We start from the raw sequence: 20,410 nt of genomic DNA on the forward strand, positions 1-20,410 counted from the left end.
ATCGTGAGGCCGCAAGGCTTAAAGCTTTATCGTGCACCAAGGTTCAAGTTCATGCGCTCGGATGACACCATCTTTGCACCCGCTTCCGGTTACGGGCGAGCGGCCATCTGCGTGATCAGGATCAGCGGTGCAAAAAGCCGATTCGTTCTCGAAACGATGGCCGGGAGCGTGCCGTCGGCGCGCTACTTCTCCTTGCGCATCCTCCGCGATCCGCAGAATGGCGAGCCCCTGGATCAGGCCCTGGTCGCCTGGATGCCGGGGCCGCAGAGTTTTACGGGAGAAGATCAGGCCGAGCTTCACATTCATGGGGGCTTGGCGACACGGGCCGCGGTCCTGAAGGCTCTCGGCTCCCTGGAGGATTGCCGCCCTGCCGAGGCCGGCGAATTCACCCGTCGCGCCTTCCTGAACGGGCAGATGGACCTGAGCCGGGTCGAAGGCCTGGCGGACCTGATCGATGCCGAGACGGAGGCCCAGCGCCGGCAGGCCCTGTCCCAGCTCGAAGGCCGCCTCGGCAATGCCGCCGAGGGCTGGCGCGAGGAGATCCTGCAGATCCTTGCCCTGCTGGAAGCCACTCTCGACTTCTCCGACGAGGGCGATGTGCCGGAGGGTCTTGAGGCGGAGATCGTCCGCCGCCTCGTGGCGCTCGACGCCTCCCTCGGCCGGGTGCTGGAAAACCGCAGTGGCGAACGTCTGCGCGAGGGCCTGACCGTCGTTCTGGCCGGTCCGCCCAATGCGGGCAAGTCCACCCTCCTGAACGCCCTTGCCCAACGCGATGTCGCCATCGTCTCGCCGATCGCGGGGACGACGCGGGACATCATCGAGGTCCATTGCGATCTCGGCGGCCTGCCGGTGGTGATCGTGGATACGGCGGGCCTGCGCGAGAGCACGGATGCCATCGAGCAGGAGGGCGTCGCCCGCGCCCGTGCCCGCGCCCGCAATGCTGATCTCGTTCTCTGGCTCGTCCCGCCCGAGGGTCCGGAAGAGGAGGCGCCTGCGGCACGGCGGCTTCTGCGGATCGGCACGAAAACCGATTTGAATCGGATCCGACACGATTGCGACGTGATGGTTTCGGCCGCCACGGGGGAGGGGCTGCCGGAACTGATCAAGGTTCTGGAACAGGAGGCGGAAGCGTCCCTGGGGCAGGCGGATGCCCTGCTCACCCGCGAGCGGCACCGGCGCGCCCTGGAGCGGGCTCATCACTCCATCGCGACCGCCATCGCCATGCTGAAGAGCGCGGGACCCATCGAATTCATCGCGGAAGAGGTGCGTCTCGCAGCGCGTGCCTTTGGGGAGATCACCGGGCGGGTCGATGTGGAGGATGTTCTCGACCGTCTCTTCTCCAATTTCTGCATCGGGAAATAGGCGTCGGAAACCATATTTCGAAACGCGCCGAATCTTGTGCAGAGGCCTTGGAGAATCAGCGGGAAGAGTGTCTGAAAGCGTGTGGATTGCTTGTGGAGTGCTGTGCGCTACCCGTGATGTTTCACGTGAAACATTTTGTCCTTTGACCTGGGTTTCCGCAGGCCGTACAGCCCTTGCACGGAGATTGTGATGACTCGACATTTCGACGTGATCGTTGTCGGTGGCGGACATGCCGGGGCGGAGGCCGCGGCGGCTGCCGCGCGCGTTGGAGCGCAGACCGCGCTCGTGACCCATAAGGCCGCCACCATCGGCGCCATGTCCTGCAACCCGGCCATCGGCGGTCTCGGCAAGGGTCACCTCGTGCGCGAGATCGATGCCCTCGACGGCGTCATGGGACGCATCGCCGACCGGGCGGGCATCCAGTTCCGGCTGCTCAACCGCCGCAAGGGCCCGGCCGTGCGCGGTCCGCGCACCCAGGCAGACCGCAAGCTTTATGCGCGCGCCATGCAGGCTGAGCTGTCCCAGACTCCGAATCTCACGATCATCGAAGGCGAGGCCGACGATATCCTGATCCATGAGGGCAGGGTGGCGAGCCTCGTCCTGGCCGACGGCCGCGTGCTCCCGACCGGCTCCGTCGTGCTGACCACCGGCACCTTCCTGTCGGGCTTGATCCATATCGGCGAGCGGAAGATCCCGGCGGGACGCATGGGCGAGCGCCCCTCCCTCGGCCTGCCCAAGACTTTCCAGCGGCTCGGCTTCAGCCTCGGTCGCCTCAAGACCGGCACACCCCCGCGCCTCGACGGGCGGACCATCGATTGGGCCTCCGTCGACAAGCAGGCGGCGGATGACGAGCCGGTTCCTTTCTCGACGCTCACGACTCGCATCACCGTGCCTCAGATCGAGTGTGGCATCACCCGCACCACGGCCGCCGGCCATGCGCTGATCCGGGACAACCTGCACCGGGCGCCCATGTATTCCGGCGATATTCAGAGCACGGGTCCGCGCTATTGCCCCTCCATCGAGGACAAGGTGGTACGGTTCGGCGACCGGGACGGCCACCAGATCTTCCTGGAGCCGGAGGGGCTCGACGACATCACGGTCTATCCCAATGGCATTTCGACCTCCCTGCCGGAGGATGTGCAGCTTGGTCTTCTCGCCCATATCCCGGGTCTTGAGCGGGTGCGGATGCTCCAGCCCGGCTATGCCATCGAGTACGATTACGTCGATCCGCGCAACCTGACGCCGAGCCTTGAGACCAAGGCGGTGGAGGGGCTCTTCCTGGCGGGGCAGATCAACGGCACCACCGGCTATGAGGAGGCGGGGGCGCAGGGGCTAGTCGCCGGCATCAACGCGGCCCGCCGCGCAGTCGGCCAGGAAGGCGTCGTTTTCGACCGGGCCGAATCCTATATCGGCGTGCTCATCGACGATCTCGTCACGCGCGGCGTCAGCGAGCCCTATCGCATGTTCACCTCACGCTCCGAATACCGGCTGAGCCTGCGCATCGACAATGCCGATGAGCGCCTGACTGGGAAGGGGCTGGAAATCGGCTGTATCGGTTCCGCCCGCGAGGCGCATTTCCGGCTTTCCCAGAAGGACCTTCGCCGGACGGCAGAAACTCTCCAGGCCTTGACCATCACCCCCATGGAGGCGGCGCGCCGGGGGCTCGAACTGAACCAGGACGGCATCCGGCGCAGCGCCTATCAACTCCTGTCCTATCCCAATATCGGCTGGGCCGAGCTCACCGCGATCTGGCCGGAGCTGGCCTCGGTCCCCGCCGCGATTTGCGAGCGCGTGGAAACGGACGCCACCTATGCGGTCTATCTCGACCGTCAGAAGGCCGATATCGCGGCCTATCGGCGGGATGAGAGCATCGTGCTGGCGGATGCCATCGACTTTCAGAAGCTTCCCGGCCTGTCGAATGAGATCAAGGCCAAACTCGACCGAGTCCGCCCCCGGACGCTCGGGCAGGCGGCTCGCATCGAGGGCGTGACCCCGGCGGCGCTGACGCTTCTGGCGGCCCATGCCAAGCGCCTTGCCGGGAGCGAGCGGACCGAGATGGAATCGGTTCTGCAATGAAGCCGGTGACAGCAGATATCTCCGCAATCCTGAAGCCCTTCGATGTTTCACGTGAAACATCGGACAAGCTGGCGTTTCTGGAAAGCGAGCTGAGGCGCTGGCAGGCGATCAAGAACCTCGTCGGCCCTGGCACGCTCGACCAGATCTGGGAGCGGCATATCGCCGATTCGCTCCAGCTCTACACGCTGATGCCGGATGCCAGGCTGTGGCTCGATCTCGGATCAGGCGCCGGCTTCCCGGGGCTCGTCCTGGCCATTGCCGGGTTCGAACGCGGGCTCGAAGTTCATCTGGTCGAAAGCAATTCGCGCAAATGCGCTTTCCTTCGCCACATCGCGCGCCTCACCGGCGTTCATGCCAAGGTGCACGAAGCGCGGCTCGAGACCGTTATTCCCGACTTCGTCGGCCGGGCCGATGTCGTCTCGGCTCGCGCCCTGGCTTCCCTCGGCAGGCTTCTGGAATGGACCGAGCCCTTGTTGAAAACGGGGACAACCGGCCTCTTTCCCAAGGGCCGTGATGTGGAAGCCGAATTGACCGAGGCAGGAGAATCGTGGAAGTTCGAGGCAGAGATCCTGCCAAGCCGAACCGATTCCGAAGCCAGGATTCTTCGCATTACCTCCATTGAGAGCCAGTCATGATGACCGACCGCAGCGTATCCGAACCGGAAGCGCGACCGGCTAAGCCGCGTACTTTGGTGCTTGCCAATCAGAAAGGCGGCGTCGGCAAAACGACGACGGCCATCAACCTCGGAACGGCGCTTGCCGCCATCGGCGAGAAAGTGCTGATTGTCGATCTCGATCCACAGGGCAACGCTTCGACGGGGCTCGGCATCGACCGCAAGAACCGCAGTGTTTCGACCTACCATGTCCTGGCAGGGGAGGCGTCTCTGGAAGGCGCCATCACCGAGACAGTGGTGCCGCGCCTCTTCGTGGCGCCTTCGACCCTCGACCTGTTGGGCATCGAATTGGAGATCGCGAGCGAGAGAAACCGCGCGCATCGACTCCGGTCGGCGATTCAGGGTCTCATGACCTATGAGGTAACGGATCCTTTTACCTATATTTTGATCGATTGCCCGCCATCGCTCAATCTTTTGACCATCAATGCATTGACGGCTGCTGACGCCGTTCTGGTCCCCCTCCAATGCGAATTTTTCGCCCTGGAAGGCCTCAGTCAGTTGCTGAAGACCGTCGAGCAGGTCCGCTCGGCTCTCAATCCGCAACTGTCGATCCATGGCGTCGTCCTGACCATGTTCGACCCGCGCAACAACCTGTCGGGACAGGTGGTGGCGGATGTCCGCCAGTTCATGGGCAGCAAGGTCTACGAGACCATGATCCCACGTAACGTCCGCGTGTCGGAGGCGCCGTCCCACGGCAAGCCGGTCCTGCTCTACGATCTGAAATGCGCCGGCTCGCAGGCCTATCTCCGACTTGCATCCGAAATCATCCAACGGGAGCGCGCGCTGCGCGCCGCTTGAAATCAACCTTAAGAGGGGTCAATGGCAGAAGAAAGTAAGCCGCGCTTGGGACGAGGTCTGGCCGCTCTGATCGGCGAGGTCGGCGACGAGATTGGCACGGTCGAGCGTGGCGGCAAGGGCCAGCGCAAGGTGCCGGTCGAGTTCTTGCGCCCCAATCCGCGCAATCCGCGAAAGACTTTCGAGGATAGCGAGCTTCAGGAATTGACCCAGTCGATTCGCGACCGTGGCATCATCCAGCCCATCGTCGCCCGGCCTGCGCCGAACAAGCCGGACCATTACGAGATTGTCGCCGGCGAGCGGCGCTGGCGCGCGGCCCAGGCCGCGGGGCTGCACGAGGTTCCGGTTGTCGTCGTCGATATCGACGACAAGACCTCGCTCGAATACGCGATTCTCGAAAACGTCCAGCGCGCCGATCTCAATCCGATCGAGGAGGCGCAGGGCTATTCGCGGCTGATGGCCGAATTCTCCTATACGCAGGAGAAGCTGTCCAAGGTCATCGGCAAGAGCCGTAGCCACATCGCCAATATGATGCGTCTCGGCGATCTGCCCGATCCGGTAAAAAACCTGCTTGTGAACCGGCAGATCACCGCAGGCCATGGCCGCGCGCTCCTTTCGGTCAAGGACCCGCTCGGTGTGGCGAAGAAGGTCATGAGCCAGGGGCTGAGCGTCCGCCAGGTCGAGGAAATCGCCCAGGCGGACCAGGCTGAGCCTGCCGCGCTCGAGACGAAATCGGCCAAGCCGAAGGCGGCAAAGGACCCCGACACCCGCGCGCTCGAAAAGGCGCTGCAGGACGTGCTCGGCCTCGCGGTGACCATCGACCACAAGGGGCAAAGCGGCGAGTTGCGCATCCGCTACAAGACCCTGGAACAGCTCGACGGCCTGTGCCGCCGGTTGAATCCGGCGAGTTGAAAAGCCTTTTTTATCAAGTTGTTGGATGAGATCCCGACGATGGCCGCCAGCCCTTCGCGAGATCGCATCCAGCCCCTCTAGAGCATCGTGCGCAAAAATGGACCCGGTTTTTGCGGCCACAGGATGCTCTCACCAAAAGAGAAAGCATCGGATGTTTCTAGAAGTGGAATCCACTTTTAGGTCCGAGGCTTTAGCGGTAGGAAAACCGATAGGTTTTTACGATTTCAAGTTCGGTGAGCGGATTATGAGCACGCAAAGTCGAGACGGCCTTACCCTTGCCACGCCTGCTTCAGGGGCTCTGCCGACCTATGAGGACGTGGTTGCCGCGGCCGGGCGCATTGCGGGGATCGCTCACCGCACGCCCGTGCTCACTTCGCGCACCGCCGATTCCAGGACCGGTGCGACCCTGTTCTTCAAGGCCGAGAACCTGCAGCGGGGAGGGGCCTTCAAATTCCGTGGCGCCTATAACGCCATCGCGCGGTTGTCCGGCGAGGCCAGACGGCTCGGCGTCGTGGCCTTCTCCTCGGGCAATCACGCCCAGGCCATCGCCTATGCGGGCCAGCTTCAGTCCGTGCCTACCGTCATCATCATGCCCCAGGATGCGCCGGCCCTGAAGGTTGCGGCGACCAGGGCCTATGGCGCCGAGGTCGTCCTTTACGATCGCTACAAGGAGGACCGGGAGGAAATCGGGTGGCGGCTCTCGGCGGAGAGGGGCCTGACCCTGATCCCGCCCTACGACCATGACGACGTGATCGCCGGTCAGGGCACGGCCGCCAAGGAACTGATCGAAGAGGTCGGTCCCCTCGACATGCTCTTCGTCTGCCTCGGCGGCGGAGGCCTGCTCGCCGGGGCGGCCCTGGCGGCCGAGGCGCTCTCGCCCGGATGCCGGGTCTTCGGTGTCGAGCCGGAGGCGGGCAATGACGGCCAGCAATCCTTCAGAACGGGGTCCATCGTCAGGATCCCCATCCCGAAAACCATCGCCGACGGCGCGCAGACCCCCTCACTCGGCCAGAAAACCTTCCCGATCATCCGGGCGCTTGCTGAGGATATCGTGACCGTATCCGACGCGATGCTGGTCGACACCATGCGCTTCTTCTTCGAGCGCATGAAGATCGTGGTCGAGCCCACGGGCTGCCTCGCCGCCGCAGCCGTACTGAACGGCGTCGTTCCTTGCGCCGGAAAGCGCGTCGGCATCGTCCTCAGCGGCGGCAATGTGGACCCGAAGGCTCTGGCGGGGTTCTTGGCGGGCTGACCAACGGCTCGATAAGTTGTTGTCGATGGCGGCCTGAGCTTGCGAGGTTGTGGTTGGCCCGCAGGCGATCTATTGCTCGCACATGGCCGGTCTTTACCCAGAAATCGAACCCTACGACGCCGGTATGCTCGATGTCGGCGATGGGCATATCATCTACTGGGAGACCTGCGGCAATCCCGAGGGAAAGCCCGCGCTTGTTCTTCACGGAGGGCCCGGCTCCGGTTGTACTCCCGGTGCGCGACGGTACTTTGATCCTGAGGCCTACCGCATCGTTTTGTTCGACCAGCGCGGCTCCGGCCGAAGCACGCCACATGCCAGCTCGCCCGATATCGATCTGGCCACCAACACGACCGCCCATCTGCTCGCGGATATAGAACGACTGCGGGTCCATCTCGGAATCAGGCGATGGTTGGTGCTCGGGGGTTCCTGGGGATCGACATTGGCGCTGGCCTATGCCGAGACTCATCCCGACCGTGTGACCGAGATGGTGCTCTTCAGCATCGCGACCACCTCAGCCTGGGAAATCGATTGGATCACACGCGGCGTCGGTGCTTTCTTTCCCGAGGCCTGGGTCCGTTTTCGCGCTGGCGTCCCGGAGACCGAGCGCGACGATTGCCTCGTCAATGCCTATCATCGTCTTCTCATGGACGTGGACCCTGCGGTTAGCGAAAAGGCGGCGCGGGATTGGTGCGATTGGGAAATGGCCATTGTTGCTGTTCATCCGAACCACAAGCCTCATCCTCGCTATGAGCAGGCAGCGTTCCGGCTGGGTTTTGCCCGTCTCGTCACGCATTATTGGCGTCACAGAGGTTGGCTGGAGGAGGGCATTCTGGTGCGGGACGTGGACCGCCTCTCCGACATCCCCGGAGTTCTGATCCATGGCCGCTTGGACATCGGCGGTCCGCTCGTCACGCCCTGGCGTCTTAAGGAGCATTGGCCCGCGAGTGAACTCATCATTGTCGGCGAAGCAGGCCACGATGCGCGCGATCCGGGCATGAGCGAATCCATTGTCGCCGCCACGAATCGTTTCGCCGCGCGTCGCGAAGGATGAATGGTCGTCTCAGCGCCGCGCCGCCCGCGCCAGATCGAGTAAGGTCTTGGCCGTCACCACATGATCGAGATGGGACAGGCGGCGGGTTTCCAGAAGGCTCGCCTGGAGCTGGGCGATGGCCTGTTTGAGGCTCTCGGCCGTCCAGCGCTGGAGATGGCGCTCGACGAGGGGTTTTCGGCGAAAGTGCAGGCTGCGCATGCTTTCCATGACGGCGCTGACCGGTCGCCCTTCCTCGACGGCGAGGCGGGCGGAGAGCAGCATCAGGGCATGGCGGAGCGCCGCGCCGAGAACGGTCGAGGCGCTGACCCCCTCCGCCGCCAGCCGGCGCGAGCCGGTTTCCAGCTCCGTTCCCTGGCCAGCGAAGGCCGCGTCCACCACCGTGTCCATGGCGAGACTCGACACGTCGCTCATGATCGCGTCCACGTCCTCGAGGGTGATCTCGCGCTGGCCATGGGCATAGAGCATGAGCTTGGACAATTCCCCGCGCGTGGCGAGCCTGTCGCCGCCAAGGCTGGCGATGAGCGCGGCCCTCGCGTCGCGGGTGATGGAAAAGCCGCCGTTTTTCAGGGTTTCGTCGACGACCGCGCCGAGATCGCGTCCCGTATCTGCGTAGCAGGGCAGGGCAAGCGCGTTCTGCGAGCGCTCGCACAGGGTGCGCAAGGGAGAGGATTTCGCCAGATCCCCGCCCTCGATCACGATGACCGTATCCTGCAGCTTGCCTTTCAGGACCGCATCCACGGCCGGCGCGATGTTGCGCGAGGTCGCCTTGATCCAGAGCGCGCGCTTGCCGCCGAACAGGCCCATCGTCCCGGCCTCGTCGGAAAGACGGGCCGGGTCGGAGGCGATGTCGTCGCCATCGATGCGGATGAGCTGGAACGGATCCGACGGATCCTCGACCGACCGCTCGGCCAGCGCCCGCGCCCGCTCGTTGATCAGGCCAATATCCGGGCCGTAGAAGAGAAAGACGCCGATGACAGGATTGGGGCGCCGCAGTACCCCATCCACATCACCGGCTTTGACGGCCACCATGGCCTTTAGCTGCGCGTTGCCAGCGTCGCCGCCAACCGGGTCTTGGTCTGCTCCGCCAGGGCCTTCGCCAGCCTGATTTCCGCATCGCGCGCTGCGCGCACGGTGGCGAAACGCTGCGGGAAGCGTTCATAGGTCACCTGCGACGTCGCCGTGCCCGCGGTCACGACCTTCGATCCGTCTGGAGTGGCCAGCGTGTAGGCCAAGTTGCCGATGATCGTCGCCGTCTGCGCCTGACCGGTTACCGTATCGACGATCGGCGAGGTGATCTGCTGGTTCAGGGACAGATTCAGCACGTAGCGCTTGGGCGTATCCGATCCCGACCCGTTGAGGGCATAGATCATCTCACTGCGAATGTAATGGCTGATGCGGGTCTGCGAATCGGCCCATTTCAGCTCGGGAACGTCGATCGAGGCGAGGACGGCCTGAAGCGATTCGCCCGACGCGGTCGGGCCGTAGAGCGGCCGGAAGCAGGCGGACAAGCCGAGAGCGAGGCCCGCCACGACAGCAAAACGGGCGAAGCCTTTGACATTAAGCGACGACATTCACGATCCTCTGTGGGACGACGATGATCTTGCGGGCAGGCTTCCCTTCCATAGCCCGTTGCACGGCTTCGAGCGAGAGCACGGCGGCCTCGATGGCGGCCTGATCCGCATCGCGGGCCACGGTGACATCGGCCCGTTTCCTGCCGTTGACCTGGACGGGCAAGGTGACGGCGTCCTCGACCAGGAGCGAGCGGTCGATCTGCGGCCAGGCGGCTTCCGCCGCGAGGCCCGGCTGGCCCAGGGCCGCCCAGCTCTCCTCCGCCAGATGCGGCATCATCGGAGCGAGCAATTGCACGAAGATGCGTCCCGCCTCGCGGAAGGCGTCCGCGAGACCCGGCTCGTCGGAACCCTTGGCTTGGCTCAGCAGATCCTGCAGGCTGTTCGAGAGCTCGTAGAGATGGGCGACGCAGCGGTTGAACCGCAGGCGCTCCACATCCTCTTCGACGGCGGCGAGAGCCTTGTGCGCGGCCTTGCGCAGGGCCGTGCCGATGGGACCCTGCTCCGCCGCGCCGTCGCCCCTGGCGCCAGCCGAGCGATCCGCCAGATCGGAGACGAGACGCCACACGCGCTGGACGAAGCGGCCCGCGCCCTGCACGCCCTCCTCGGTCCAGATCACGTCGCGCTCGGGCGGCGAATCGGACAGCATGAACCAGCGTGCGGTATCGGCGCCGTAGGAGGCGATGATCTCGTCCGGGTCGACCGTGTTCTTCTTCGATTTCGACATCTTCTCGATCGAGCCGATCTCGATCGGGGCGCCGGTCGTCACATGGAAGGCTTTCCGCGCGCCGCCTTCGGATTCGAAGCGCACCTCGGCGGGCAGCACCCAGGCGCCGTTCGCGTCCTTGTAGGTCTCGTGCACCACCATGCCCTGCGTGAACAGGCCGGCGAAGGGCTCGTCGAGCCCGGCATGGCCGGTCACCTTCATGGCGCGGGTGAAGAAGCGCGAATAGAGCAGATGCAGGATCGCATGCTCGATGCCGCCGATATACTGGTCGACCGGCAGCCAGTGATCGACGGTGGCCCGGTCGGTGGGCCGGTCGGTCAGGGTCGGATCGGTGAAACGGGCGAAATACCAGGACGAATCCACGAAGGTGTCCATGGTGTCCGTCTCGCGGCGGGCAGGCCCGCCGCATTGCGGGCAATTCACGTGCTTCCAGGTCGGATGCCGGTCTAGCGGATTGCCCGGCACGTCGAAGGATACGTCTTCCGGCAGGGTCACCGGCAACTGGTCCTGCGGCACGGGAACGGTGCCGCAATCGTCGCAATGGATGATCGGGATCGGGCAGCCCCAATAGCGCTGGCGCGAGATGCCCCAGTCGCGCAGGCGGAAATTCACCTTGCGCTCGGCCACCGGACGGTTGTTGCGGGTCTGGCTTTCCAGGCGGCGCGCGACTTCTTCCTTCGCCTCGGCGATGGTCATGCCATCGAGGAACCGGGAATGGATCATGCGGCCGTCGCCGTCATAGGCCGTGTCGGTGATGACGAAGCTCGCCGGATCCACGTCCGGCGGGCAGACGACGGGGGTGTTGCCGAGGCCGTATTTGTTGACGAAGTCCAGGTCGCGCTGGTCGTGCGCCGGGCAGCCGAAGATCGCCCCCGTGCCGTATTCCATCAGGACGAAATTCGCCACATAGACCGGCAGTTTCCAGTTCGGATCGAAGGGATGCTCCGCGCGGATGCCGGTGTCGAAGCCGAGCTTTTCCGCCTTGTCGATGGCTTCCTGCGCCGTGCCGGTGCGCTTGCACTCCTCGATGAAGGCGGCCAGCTCCGGGTTCTTCTCGGCCGCGGCCTTGGCCAGCGGATGATCGGGTGCGACCGCCACGAATTTCGCGCCGAACAGGGTGTCCGGCCGCGTCGTGTAGATCTCGACCTCGTTCTCGCCGCGCGGGGTAGTCGCCGGATCGAGGGCGAAGCGCACCAACAAGCCCTCGGAGCGGCCGATCCAGTTGCGCTGCATCAGGCGCACCTTCTCCGGCCAGCGCTCCAGGGTATCGAGGCTGTCGTAGAGTTCCTGCGCGAAATCGGTGATCTTTAAAAACCACTGGGTCAGCTCGCGGCTCTCAACCAGGGCGCCCGAGCGCCAGCCGCGCCCGTCGATCACCTGCTCGTTGGCGAGCACCGTGTGGTCGACCGGATCCCAGTTCACCTTCGCGGTCTTGCGGTCCACCAGGCCGGCCTTGAGGAAATCAAGGAACATGCGCTGCTGGTGCTTGTAATAGCTCGGGTCGCAGGTGGCGATCTCGCGGCTCCAGTCGATGGCGAGACCCATGGATTGGAGCTGGCTGCGCATGGAGGCGATGTTGGCGTAGGTCCATTCCTTCGGGTGAACCTTGTTCTGCATGGCGGCATTCTCCGCCGGCATGCCGAAGGCGTCCCAGCCCATCGGATGGAGAACGTTGAAGCCCTTGGCCCGCTTGTAGCGCGCCACCACGTCGCCCATGGTATAGTTGCGCACGTGGCCCATATGGATGCGCCCGGACGGATAGGGGAACATCTCGAGCACGTAGTATTTCGGGCGTGGATCGTCGTTCCCGGTCTTGAACAGGTCGCGGTCGTTCCAGACCTTCCGCCATTTCAGCTCGGCTTCCTTGGCGTTGTAGCGCTCGGGCCTCATTTTTCTTTTCTGTCCGTCATTGCAAAGATGTTAGCGGCGAAGATAGCAGGACCTTGCGCCACAGGGTTGGCGCGGACTAGGACACAGCTCTCCCGCGCGGTCAACGGCTTCCCGCGCGAGAATGCCGTGCAGAGGAATCATATGAGCGACAACACCCCCGTCGAGCGCCTGGAACAGGTCCAGGCCGGCATCGCCCGCGCGGCCTCCGATTACGGGCGCGATCCCTCGTCGATCACGCTTGTCGCCGTCTCCAAGACCTTTCCCGCCGAGGATATCGAGCCGGTCTTGGCCGCGGGCCAGCGGGTCTTCGGCGAAAACTACGTGCAGGAGGCCAAGGCCAAATGGCCTGGACTTCGCGAACGTTACCCGGACGTGGAGCTCCACCTCATCGGCCCGCTGCAATCCAACAAGGCCAGGGAGGCGGTGCAGCTCTTCGACGCGATCCACACCCTCGACCGGCCCTCGCTCGCCGAAGCGCTCGCGAAGGAAATCGCCAAGCAGGGAAAGACGCCGCGCCTTCTGGTGCAGGTGAACACGGGCGAGGAGCCGCAGAAGGGCGGTGTCATGCCGGCCGATGTCGACAGCTTCCTGGAAGCCTGCCGCGACCGCTACGGCCTGACCGTCGAGGGACTGATGTGCATCCCGCCGTCGGAAGACCCGCCATCGCCGCATTTCGCTCTCCTCAATATGATGGCGAAGAAGCATGGTCTCAAGACGCTCTCCATAGGCATGAGCGCCGATTACGACGCGGCGATCCAGCTCGGGGCCACCCATGTGCGGGTGGGCAGCGCGATTTTCGGGACGAGGCCGAGGGCGGGTTAAGACCCCATGATTTTCGCGAACAGGGTTGCTTGGCGGCCAGCCCACGGCTAAGGTTTCCGCCTATCGGCAACGCCAACCAGGGAGGGCTGCATGTATAAGCGAATTCAGCAACGCATGTTCGGCCCCTGGAATGCCCTGCAGCAGCTTGTTGCAGGGCCGGCCACGATACGGATCTGACGCTTCGCGTCTTCATCTCATCTCAAGGTCAGCTCTGAACGGCTTTCCGCGCCGCTGCCCCTCAAAGGCTTAGGCCGCGCCTGACGAACCGTTCACGATTTCGCGCGATATCCGCCACCATGCGGCCGCGCCGCACCTCAAGAGATGAAAAATGGGCTCCATCAGCCTCCGCAATGTTACCGTCCTTGCGCAAGATCCGCTGTTTCAAAATCTGAATATCGTCATCGGCGAGCAGGACCGGCTCGGTCTCGTCGCCGGTAACGGTGCCGGAAAAACCACGCTGCTCAAATGCCTCGCCAACCTTTTTGAGCCGACACATGGCGAGATCACCCGCTCGCGGGGGATGCGCGTGGCGCTCGTGGAGCAGGACATGCCGCAGGGCCTGCTCGATCTGTCGCTCCATGAATCCATCCGCCGCGCCATTCCGCCCGCCGAGCGCGACGGGCAGGATTGGCGGGTCGATGTGGTGCTCGACGAGTTCGAGGCTTCTGCCGAGCTTCGTACGCTGCCGGTGCGGTCCTTGAGCGGCGGCTGGCAACGGCTCGCGCTCATCGCGCGGGCCTGGGTCACGGAGCCGGATGCCCTGCTGCTCGACGAGCCGACGAACCATCTCGATCTCGAGAAGCTGTTGCTGCTGGAAGAATGGATCGGCAGCGTCGCCCGTCAGGTTCCCGTGGTCGTTGCCAGCCACGACCGGGACTTTCTGGACGCCTGCACCACGAAAACCCTCTTCCTGAGGCCCGAGACCTCGGTTTCCTTTAACCATCCCTATCGCCGGGCTCGCGCCCTGCTCGACGATTACGACGCGGCGATTGCCGGCAGGAACGAGAAGGACCGGCGGGAAATCAAGCGGCTGCGGCAGAATGCGGGCGAGTTGCGCAATGTCGGCATCAATAGCGGCAGCGATCTCTTATTGACCAAAGCCAAGCAGTTGAAGAAACGCGCGGAGGCGCTGGAGGAGGGATTGCACGCGGTGCACAAGGAGCGGACCGGCGAGATCCGCCTCGCCAATCGCGGCACGCACGCCAAGGTTCTCGTCGCCCTGGAGAATGTCACCGTTCGCAAGCCGGATGGAGACAGGCTGTTCGAGATCCCGAAACTCGAAGTGGCGCAGGGCGATCTCATCGTCGTGCTCGGCCGCAACGGGGTCGGCAAGTCGCAATTCGTCCGCCTGTTGCGAAAGGCCATGGAGCAACCGGACCAAACGGCCGGCATCAGGGTCAGCCCTACACTCGTGCTCGGCTATACGGATCAGGAATTGTCGCAGGTGCCGGTGAAGGAAACGCCCCTCGGCTTCATCCTGTCGGCATTCCGCCTGGGCGACCAGCGCAGCAGGGCGCTGCTGGCCGGCGCGGGTTTCAGCATCGAACAACAGCAGCGGCCGATCGGAGCTCTCTCGCCGGGCGAGAGGGCGCGGCTCGGCCTTCTGGCGCTGCGTCTGGCACAGCCGAATTTCTACCTGATGGACGAACCCACCAACCACCTCGACATCCCCGGCCGGGAGGCACTGGAATCGGAAATTCTCGCATCGGAGGCCACCGGCATCCTGGTCTCGCACGATCGCAGTTTCATCGGGGCCATCGGCACGCGTTTCCTCGTCGTCGAAGGCCGCAAGGTGAAGGAGATCGAGTCGCCCGACATCTTCTACGCGACGCTGAGAGCCGGATGACGTTGCCGGGCCAGGGAAAAGGGCAGCCTCAGAGCTTCGCCAGCAGATGCTCTTCGATCTCGTGAACGGGATGCTTGGTCAGATCCTTGTTGATCTCGGCGATGATGCAGCCCTTCACGGCGTCGGAGAAGTGCTTGCGGAGTTCTGCCAGGGTGCGCGGCGGGGCCGCCACGATCAGGGTCCCGGCCCGGGGCGCGATGCCCTCTATTTCCGCCGCGACATCGGCGGCAAAGCGCGCCTCGGCCAGAGCATGCCAATCAGTCTGTTCCACGGCGCTGCGCGGGCCGCCGACCATGAAGGCCCGTCCCGGCTTGTCCGTTCCCTGCTGCGCCGTCGACGGATTGTCGGGCGCGTTCAGCACTTTCTCGACCTTGAGGTTCCAGCGGACCTCATCGCCCGCATTCTTCAACAGCAAAGCCTTTCGCCCGTCGCTGACGAGCACAAGGCCGTCGTGAGGCAATTTGAGATGTTTGGTCACGGACACGCTCCCTTCGCGAGAGGTGACAAGATCGGCGCGAAATCCCCCAGCCCAAATCCTCCAAGCCTTGGGGCAGGTTACCATGCCGCCATCTCGAACGGGAAGGCGGTGGATCGCGTCAGCGGCCGTTCTGCCGCAGCGCTTCGGCGATCTTCCTGTCGGTCTTGAACTGGCTGAGCGCATAGACCGCCCAGAGCGCCGCCGGAAGCCAGCCGATGATGGTGATCTGCAGGATCAGGCAGATCAGCCCGGCGAAGGGTCGGCCGATGGTGAAAAAGGTCAGCCAGGGCAGGATCAAAGCAATCAGGAGGCGCATTCGCGATCGGCCTTTCGTTCGAAACCAAGCCGTAGATAAGAACGCGGCTTTCCGTTGCAAAGGCCGGTCGGGTTGCGTCGCCTATCCCACGATCCTGATCCGCGTCTCCGGCCCGATGCGTTCCATCAGGCGACGGATCATGGCCCTGTCCACCGCAACGCAGCCCTCCGTCGGCGTGAAGCCGGGGCGGGCGAGGTGGAGGAAGATGGCGCTGCCGCGCCCCCGCGTGATGGGGCCGCGGTTCCAGCCGATATCGATCACCACGTCATAGAGATGATCGTCCCGCCACATCTTTTCGTGGCTCGTCGGGCAGGGCAGGGGCACGAGGCGGTTGTAGCGCCGGTCCTTGGGATCGTCCGACCAGCCGTCGCCCCGCCTGATCGGGCGAAGCCTGAGGCCCGACCGGGGGCGCGGCCCATGGTCGGCGCGGTAGAAGCCCTGCAGCAGGGCGAAGCGGCCGATGGGAGAGGCGCCGTCGCCCTCGCGCTTGCCGTAGCGGGTCCCGGAGCGCCCGAGCGCGCAGGGCAGAACGAGATTTCCCGCCTGCAGCCGCCCGCGGCGATGGTCGAGTGGGGAGCGGTGCACGACGATGAGGTTGACGCGGGTTCTCTTCATGGACGGTGGAAGGGCCGGACCAGCCCCTTGTTGTCAAGTTGGGAATGACTAGTCTAAGGGCTAGTGCAAGCTCCGGAAAAGGGGCTTCGCTCCAGCGTTCGCGCGTTCCATCGTTAAAGGGTTTGAGATGTCGAATGCCAGCCGTCTTCTCGTCGTCGACGACGATCAGGACTTGCGCGACACGCTCGCCGAACAGCTCGGCCTTTACGACGAGTTCCAGGTTGCAACCGCCGAGACCGCCGCCGAGGCCATCCGGGTCGTCAAGGGCAACCGGATCGACCTCGCCATTATGGATGTGGGCCTGCCCGACATGGACGGGCGCGAGGCGGTCAAGCTGATGCGCCGCGAGGGCTTCCGCAGCCCGATCATCATGCTCACCGGCCAGGGTTCCGATACGGATACCGTGATGGGGCTTGAGGCCGGCGCCAACGATTACGTGGTCAAGCCGTTCAAGTTCGCCGTGCTTCTCGCCCGTATCCGGGCGCAGCTGCGCCAATACGAGGCGAGCGAGGATGCGGTCTTCCAGATCGGCCACTACACCTTCCGCCCCGGCTCGAAGCTGCTGACCAGCGAGAAGGGCTCCAAGCTCAAGCTGACGGAAAAGGAAACGGCAATTCTGCGCTATCTCTACCGCGCCGGTCAGGCGGTGGTGGGGCGCGATACCCTGCTCGCGGAGGTCTGGGGCTACAATTCCAACGTCACAACCCACACGCTGGAAACCCATATCTACCGCCTGCGGCAGAAGATCGAATCCGATCCGTCCAATTCCCGCATCCTCGTCACCGAGCCTGGCGGCTACAAGCTGATCCCTTAAGATGGCCCTTGAAGACGATATCGGGATTCTCATGCAGGCGCCCCTGTTCAGCCTGCTGGACCGGGATGCCCTGCGCCTCGTCGCGTTCGCGTCCGAAAGCCGGACCCTGCGGGCGGGCGACACCCTGTTCCGCAAGGGCGACCGCTCGGATGGCGGCTATGTGGTGAGCCGGGGTGCCATCGCGCTCGATGTCCCTGACGACGGTTCACCAACCGCCTTCATCGCCGGGCCGGGATCCCTGATCGGCCAGGCCGCGCTTTTCACCCGCATCGAGCGCCCGGCCACCGCCACCGCCCGCGAGCCCTCGACGGTGATCCGTGTCAGCCCAAGCTTGATGCGCCGCGTGCTGGAAGAGTTTCCCGCCGCCGCCGCCGCCATGCACGAGGCGATGGCACAGGACCTGACCCGCCTGACCCGCAGTCTGGAGCATGTCCGCCAGAAGCTCATCGCGATCGATGGCGAGGAAATTCCGGTATCGCGGGGTGAGGAAGAGTAAAGGTCGAGCGCTGCATAGCCTCATCCTGAGGAGGTCACGTAGTGACCGTCTCGAAGGAGAGGCGTCTCCAGCGCTCTCTGGATCCTCCTTCGAGACGCAGCCTTCGGCTGCTCCTCAGGATGAGGCGGGGAACAGATGCGGTTCTGCTTCTCCCAAGAAGGAGAGGGCCTCAAAGCTCCAGCACCGCCGTCACCGGCGCATGGTCGGAAGGGCGGTCCCAGCCGCGGGTTTCCTTGGTCACATCCATGGATCGGACGGTGCCGGCGAGATCGTCGGAAAGCCAGATGTGATCGAGTCGGCGGCCCTTGTTGGCGGCTTCCCAATCGGGCGAGCGGTAGCTCCACCAGGAATAGATCTTCTCCGGCTCGGGGCGTAAGGCGCGCATGGCATCGACCCAGCCGGCCTCCTGACGCAGCTCTTCGAGCGCCGCCGTTTCGATGGGTGTGTGGCTGACCACGTCGAGGAGCTGCTTGTGGCTCCACACGTCGTGCTCCAGGGGCGCGACGTTGAGATCGCCCACCAGGATCGCCGGCGCCGAGGTCGGCCGGGAGCGGCCGCCCCAGGCGCGCAGCTCTTCCATGAATTGCAGTTTATGGCGGAATTTCTCGTTGAGATCCGGATCGGGGATGTCGCCGCCAGCGGGGACGTAGAAATTATGGAGGGTGATGCCGGAGGCGGCCTTGGCCTGGGTCAGCGTCACTGAGATGTGGCGGGCATCCTGCCGGCCGCACATCTCCATCGTGCCGGTCTCGGCGAAGGGATAGCGGGAGAGGATCGCGACGCCGTTATAGCCCTTCTGTCCCATATGGACGACGAAGGGATAGCCGAAGGATTGCAGTTCCTTCAGGGGGAACTTGTCGTTCGGGCACTTGGTCTCCTGCAGGCACAGGACATCGGGACGACGCTCGTCGAGAAAGCGGCGGACCTGGTCGATGCGGAGGCGGACGGAGTTGATGTTCCAGGTGGAGACGGTGAGGTTCACGGGACGGGCACCCTGTAGCCTTGAGATATCTTCGGCTACGACAGATTTCCGCCCGAGGGAAGAGCGGCGATTGTCCGATGCCCTCCAGACCCTCATCCAGGCCCGCACGCCAGGGTCCGGTTGTCGCGGAAACTACCGGTTATTGCCGATGGTCGGCGCATTCGGGATGCGGAAGAGACTCTGGTCGATGCGCCGGCTGCGATCGGCCTTGTTGAGCGTCACCACGGTCTGGAATCCTTGCGGATCGACGATCCGCCACTGCGTCAGGGTCTGCACCGCCGGGTCGAAATAGAGCGTGATGCGCGAGGTGCCCCCGAGGGTCGACGAGTCCTCCAGGTTGACGCGGACGGAATTCGGCTCGCTGGAAATCCCGGTGACGGCGATATCCCTGCCGAGATTGACCTGTTCGCGCAGCAGGAATTTCAGCGGCGTCTGCTGGATGAAGTAGAGATCCTGCGTCAGGAGCTTCTTATCCCGCACCGCGACCGAAGTGCCGTCCGCGATGACCTCGAGGGTCGCGGGCGGATCGTATTCGAACCTGAGCTTGCCGGGGCGTTGGAGATAGAGGGTGCCGCCGAGCCTGCGGCCGTCGCCGCCGACTTGCGTGAAATCCGCCACGAGAGTGCTCAGGCCCGTGAAATAGGCGTTTGCCCGCTCGATGATTTCGCGGTTCGACAAGTGCTCGACCTTGGCGACCGCCGCCGGACCGGCCGAGGCGGTGACGACGGGCGCGATTTCGACCGGCTCCGCCGTGGCGGTCTTGAGCTCAACCGGCCGCACCGGCGGCGGCGGCAGGGGCGCGACCTCCGGGAAGGAGGAGGCTTGCTTCACCGGCTCGGCCGGCGCTGGCCGCGCGGCTTCCTCGACGGGAGTGGGTTGGGGCGGCTGGAAGGTCGTGGTCGCCAGGGGGGCGGCGGAGAGATTGAACCCTTCCGCGGCGGAGGCGATGGTCGCGGGAGCCACCGGGGTCTTCGAAGGCTGGATCATTTCCAGGGGAAGCACCTGAGCCGCAGCTGGCACCGCTCCCGCGCCGGCGGAGGCGGCGAGGATCGTTGCAAGGCAGGCAAAGCTCGAAAGGCGCATTCGAAAGGTTTCCTTGTCTCTCAATTCGGGCGCTGCGCTAAGGTGTTCTGATGAAACGCATTTCCTTCCGCAGAACCGGAAATCCACTTTTGCGGAAAAGGCGCTAGCCCCCTCATGTGGCTAATCGATGACGCAACGCCTAGGGCTAAGGTTCCAAATGCGTCGATATATACCTCTCTTAATCCTCCCCCGTATCCGGGCTTTCCATAAGGATCTCGCGTTTGCCGGCATGGTTGGCGGGGCCGACGATGCCCTCCTTCTCCATCCGCTCCATCAGCGAGGCGGCGCGGTTGTAGCCGATCTGCAGCCGGCGCTGGATGTAGGAGGTCGAGGCCTTCTTGTCGCGCAGGACCACGGCGATGGCCTGATCGTAGAGATCACCCGAGCCTGAGCCGAACTCACCCTGGTCGAAGACCGGGCTGTCGCCGCCCGCTCCGCCCTCGTCCTCGTCCGCCGTGACCGCTTCGAGATATTGCGGCCGGGCCTGCCGCTTGAGATGCGCCACGACCTTCTCGACCTCCTCGTCGGAGCAGAACGGCCCGTGCACGCGGGTGATGCGCCCGCCCCCGGCCATGTACAGCATGTCGCCCTGGCCCAGGAGCTGCTCGGCGCCCATCTCGCCGAGGATCGTGCGGCTGTCGATCTTCGAGGT

Annotated in this window: 20 protein-coding genes; 11 read left to right on the plus strand and 9 right to left on the minus strand. The window is 64.5% G+C overall.

All coding sequences use genetic code 11. The features are described from left to right. Positions 1 to 51 precede the first annotated feature (51 nt). From mnmE to pip, 7 genes are all read left to right on the plus strand, one after another. The gene (gene mnmE, locus AB4Y97_RS02315) at positions 52 to 1,362 is read left to right on the plus strand and encodes a tRNA uridine-5-carboxymethylaminomethyl(34) synthesis GTPase MnmE (protein ID WP_441997369.1); all 1,311 of its coding nucleotides are present in this window, start codon (positions 52 to 54) and stop codon (positions 1,360 to 1,362) included. Between the two features lie 189 nt (positions 1,363 to 1,551). After that, positions 1,552 to 3,438 (plus strand): tRNA uridine-5-carboxymethylaminomethyl(34) synthesis enzyme MnmG, encoded by a 1,887-nt coding sequence (mnmG, locus tag AB4Y97_RS02320; RefSeq protein ID WP_441997370.1) that lies wholly within the window; start codon positions 1,552 to 1,554, stop codon positions 3,436 to 3,438. A gap of 5 nt (positions 3,439 to 3,443) precedes the next feature. Further along, complete coding sequence (rsmG, locus tag AB4Y97_RS02325; protein WP_441997371.1) at positions 3,444 to 4,073, plus strand: 16S rRNA (guanine(527)-N(7))-methyltransferase RsmG; 630 nt, start codon at positions 3,444 to 3,446, stop codon at positions 4,071 to 4,073. Further along, positions 4,073 to 4,909 carry a ParA family protein gene (locus AB4Y97_RS02330; RefSeq protein ID WP_441997415.1) on the plus strand — a complete coding sequence of 279 codons (837 nt, stop codon included), beginning with the start codon at positions 4,073 to 4,075 and terminating at the stop codon, positions 4,907 to 4,909. The genes rsmG and AB4Y97_RS02330 overlap by 1 nt, the downstream gene beginning before the upstream one ends. A 21-nt stretch (positions 4,910 to 4,930) precedes the next feature. Then, positions 4,931 to 5,818 (plus strand): ParB/RepB/Spo0J family partition protein, encoded by an 888-nt coding sequence (locus AB4Y97_RS02335; protein ID WP_441997372.1) that lies wholly within the window; start codon positions 4,931 to 4,933, stop codon positions 5,816 to 5,818. A gap of 244 nt (positions 5,819 to 6,062) precedes the next feature. Next, the gene (locus AB4Y97_RS02340; RefSeq protein WP_441997373.1) at positions 6,063 to 7,070 is read left to right on the plus strand and encodes a threo-3-hydroxy-L-aspartate ammonia-lyase; all 1,008 of its coding nucleotides are present in this window, start codon (positions 6,063 to 6,065) and stop codon (positions 7,068 to 7,070) included. An 82-nt stretch (positions 7,071 to 7,152) separates the two neighbouring features. Further along, the gene (gene pip, locus AB4Y97_RS02345) at positions 7,153 to 8,121 is read left to right on the plus strand and encodes a prolyl aminopeptidase (protein ID WP_441997374.1); all 969 of its coding nucleotides are present in this window, start codon (positions 7,153 to 7,155) and stop codon (positions 8,119 to 8,121) included. A gap of 9 nt (positions 8,122 to 8,130) precedes the next feature. Here pip and holA read toward each other — a convergent pair whose 3' ends face one another. The 3 genes from holA to leuS are packed head-to-tail and all read right to left on the minus strand — an operon-like array spanning position 8,131 to position 12,306. Then, positions 8,131 to 9,150: a DNA polymerase III subunit delta gene (gene holA / locus AB4Y97_RS02350; protein ID WP_441997375.1), complete on the minus strand. Its 1,020-nt coding sequence runs from the start codon at positions 9,148 to 9,150 to the stop codon at positions 8,131 to 8,133. Positions 9,151 to 9,155: 5 nt separating this feature from the next. After that, entirely contained in the window at positions 9,156 to 9,692 is a 537-nt protein-coding gene (lptE, locus tag AB4Y97_RS02355; protein ID WP_441997376.1) for an LPS assembly lipoprotein LptE, read from the minus strand. Then, positions 9,679 to 12,306 carry a leucine--tRNA ligase gene (gene leuS / locus AB4Y97_RS02360; protein ID WP_441997377.1) on the minus strand — a complete coding sequence of 876 codons (2,628 nt, stop codon included), beginning with the start codon at positions 12,304 to 12,306 and terminating at the stop codon, positions 9,679 to 9,681. The genes lptE and leuS overlap by 14 nt, the downstream gene beginning before the upstream one ends. 141 nt (positions 12,307 to 12,447) lie before the next feature. Here leuS and AB4Y97_RS02365 point away from each other — a divergent pair, with 141 nt between their 5' ends. Further along, the gene (locus AB4Y97_RS02365) at positions 12,448 to 13,128 is read left to right on the plus strand and encodes a YggS family pyridoxal phosphate-dependent enzyme (protein WP_441997378.1); all 681 of its coding nucleotides are present in this window, start codon (positions 12,448 to 12,450) and stop codon (positions 13,126 to 13,128) included. Positions 13,129 to 13,456: 328 nt separating this feature from the next. Further along, complete coding sequence (locus AB4Y97_RS02370; RefSeq protein WP_441997379.1) at positions 13,457 to 14,974, plus strand: ATP-binding cassette domain-containing protein; 1,518 nt, start codon at positions 13,457 to 13,459, stop codon at positions 14,972 to 14,974. A gap of 28 nt (positions 14,975 to 15,002) precedes the next feature. Here AB4Y97_RS02370 and AB4Y97_RS02375 read toward each other — a convergent pair whose 3' ends face one another. The 3 genes from AB4Y97_RS02375 to AB4Y97_RS02385 form a co-directional block, all read right to left on the minus strand. Continuing rightward, positions 15,003 to 15,452, minus strand: a complete 450-nt coding sequence (locus AB4Y97_RS02375; protein WP_441997380.1) for a baeRF12 domain-containing protein — start codon at positions 15,450 to 15,452, stop codon at positions 15,003 to 15,005. A gap of 118 nt (positions 15,453 to 15,570) precedes the next feature. After that, on the minus strand, positions 15,571 to 15,768 hold the full coding sequence (locus AB4Y97_RS02380) for a YqaE/Pmp3 family membrane protein (protein WP_441997381.1): 198 nt from the start codon (positions 15,766 to 15,768) through the stop codon (positions 15,571 to 15,573). Positions 15,769 to 15,849: 81 nt separating this feature from the next. Beyond that, entirely contained in the window at positions 15,850 to 16,383 is a 534-nt protein-coding gene (locus AB4Y97_RS02385) for a L,D-transpeptidase family protein (protein ID WP_441997382.1), read from the minus strand. Between the two features lie 127 nt (positions 16,384 to 16,510). On the opposite strand from AB4Y97_RS02385, the gene AB4Y97_RS02390 reads away from it, so the two are divergent. Next, a complete protein-coding gene (locus AB4Y97_RS02390; RefSeq protein WP_441997383.1) occupies positions 16,511 to 17,197 on the plus strand; it encodes a response regulator transcription factor in 687 nt (228 codons plus the stop codon). Between the two features lies 1 nt (position 17,198). Continuing rightward, entirely contained in the window at positions 17,199 to 17,693 is a 495-nt protein-coding gene (locus AB4Y97_RS02395; protein ID WP_441997384.1) for a cyclic nucleotide-binding domain-containing protein, read from the plus strand. 169 nt (positions 17,694 to 17,862) lie between these two features. Here the strand turns inward: AB4Y97_RS02395 and xth are convergent, their stop codons facing one another. The 3 genes from xth to AB4Y97_RS02410 all read right to left on the minus strand — a co-directional run. Further along, positions 17,863 to 18,675: an exodeoxyribonuclease III gene (gene xth, locus AB4Y97_RS02400; protein WP_441997385.1), complete on the minus strand. Its 813-nt coding sequence runs from the start codon at positions 18,673 to 18,675 to the stop codon at positions 17,863 to 17,865. 132 nt (positions 18,676 to 18,807) lie between these two features. Then, positions 18,808 to 19,758, minus strand: a complete 951-nt coding sequence (locus AB4Y97_RS02405; protein WP_441997386.1) for an outer-membrane lipoprotein carrier protein LolA — start codon at positions 19,756 to 19,758, stop codon at positions 18,808 to 18,810. A gap of 178 nt (positions 19,759 to 19,936) precedes the next feature. After that, on the minus strand, positions 19,937 to 20,410 hold a 474-nt coding region (locus AB4Y97_RS02410; protein ID WP_441997387.1), incomplete at its 5' end, for a DNA translocase FtsK.

It is taken from the genome of Microvirga sp. 2TAF3, from assembly GCF_052114965.1.
In the GTDB taxonomy this organism is placed as follows: domain Bacteria; phylum Pseudomonadota; class Alphaproteobacteria; order Rhizobiales; family Beijerinckiaceae; genus Microvirga.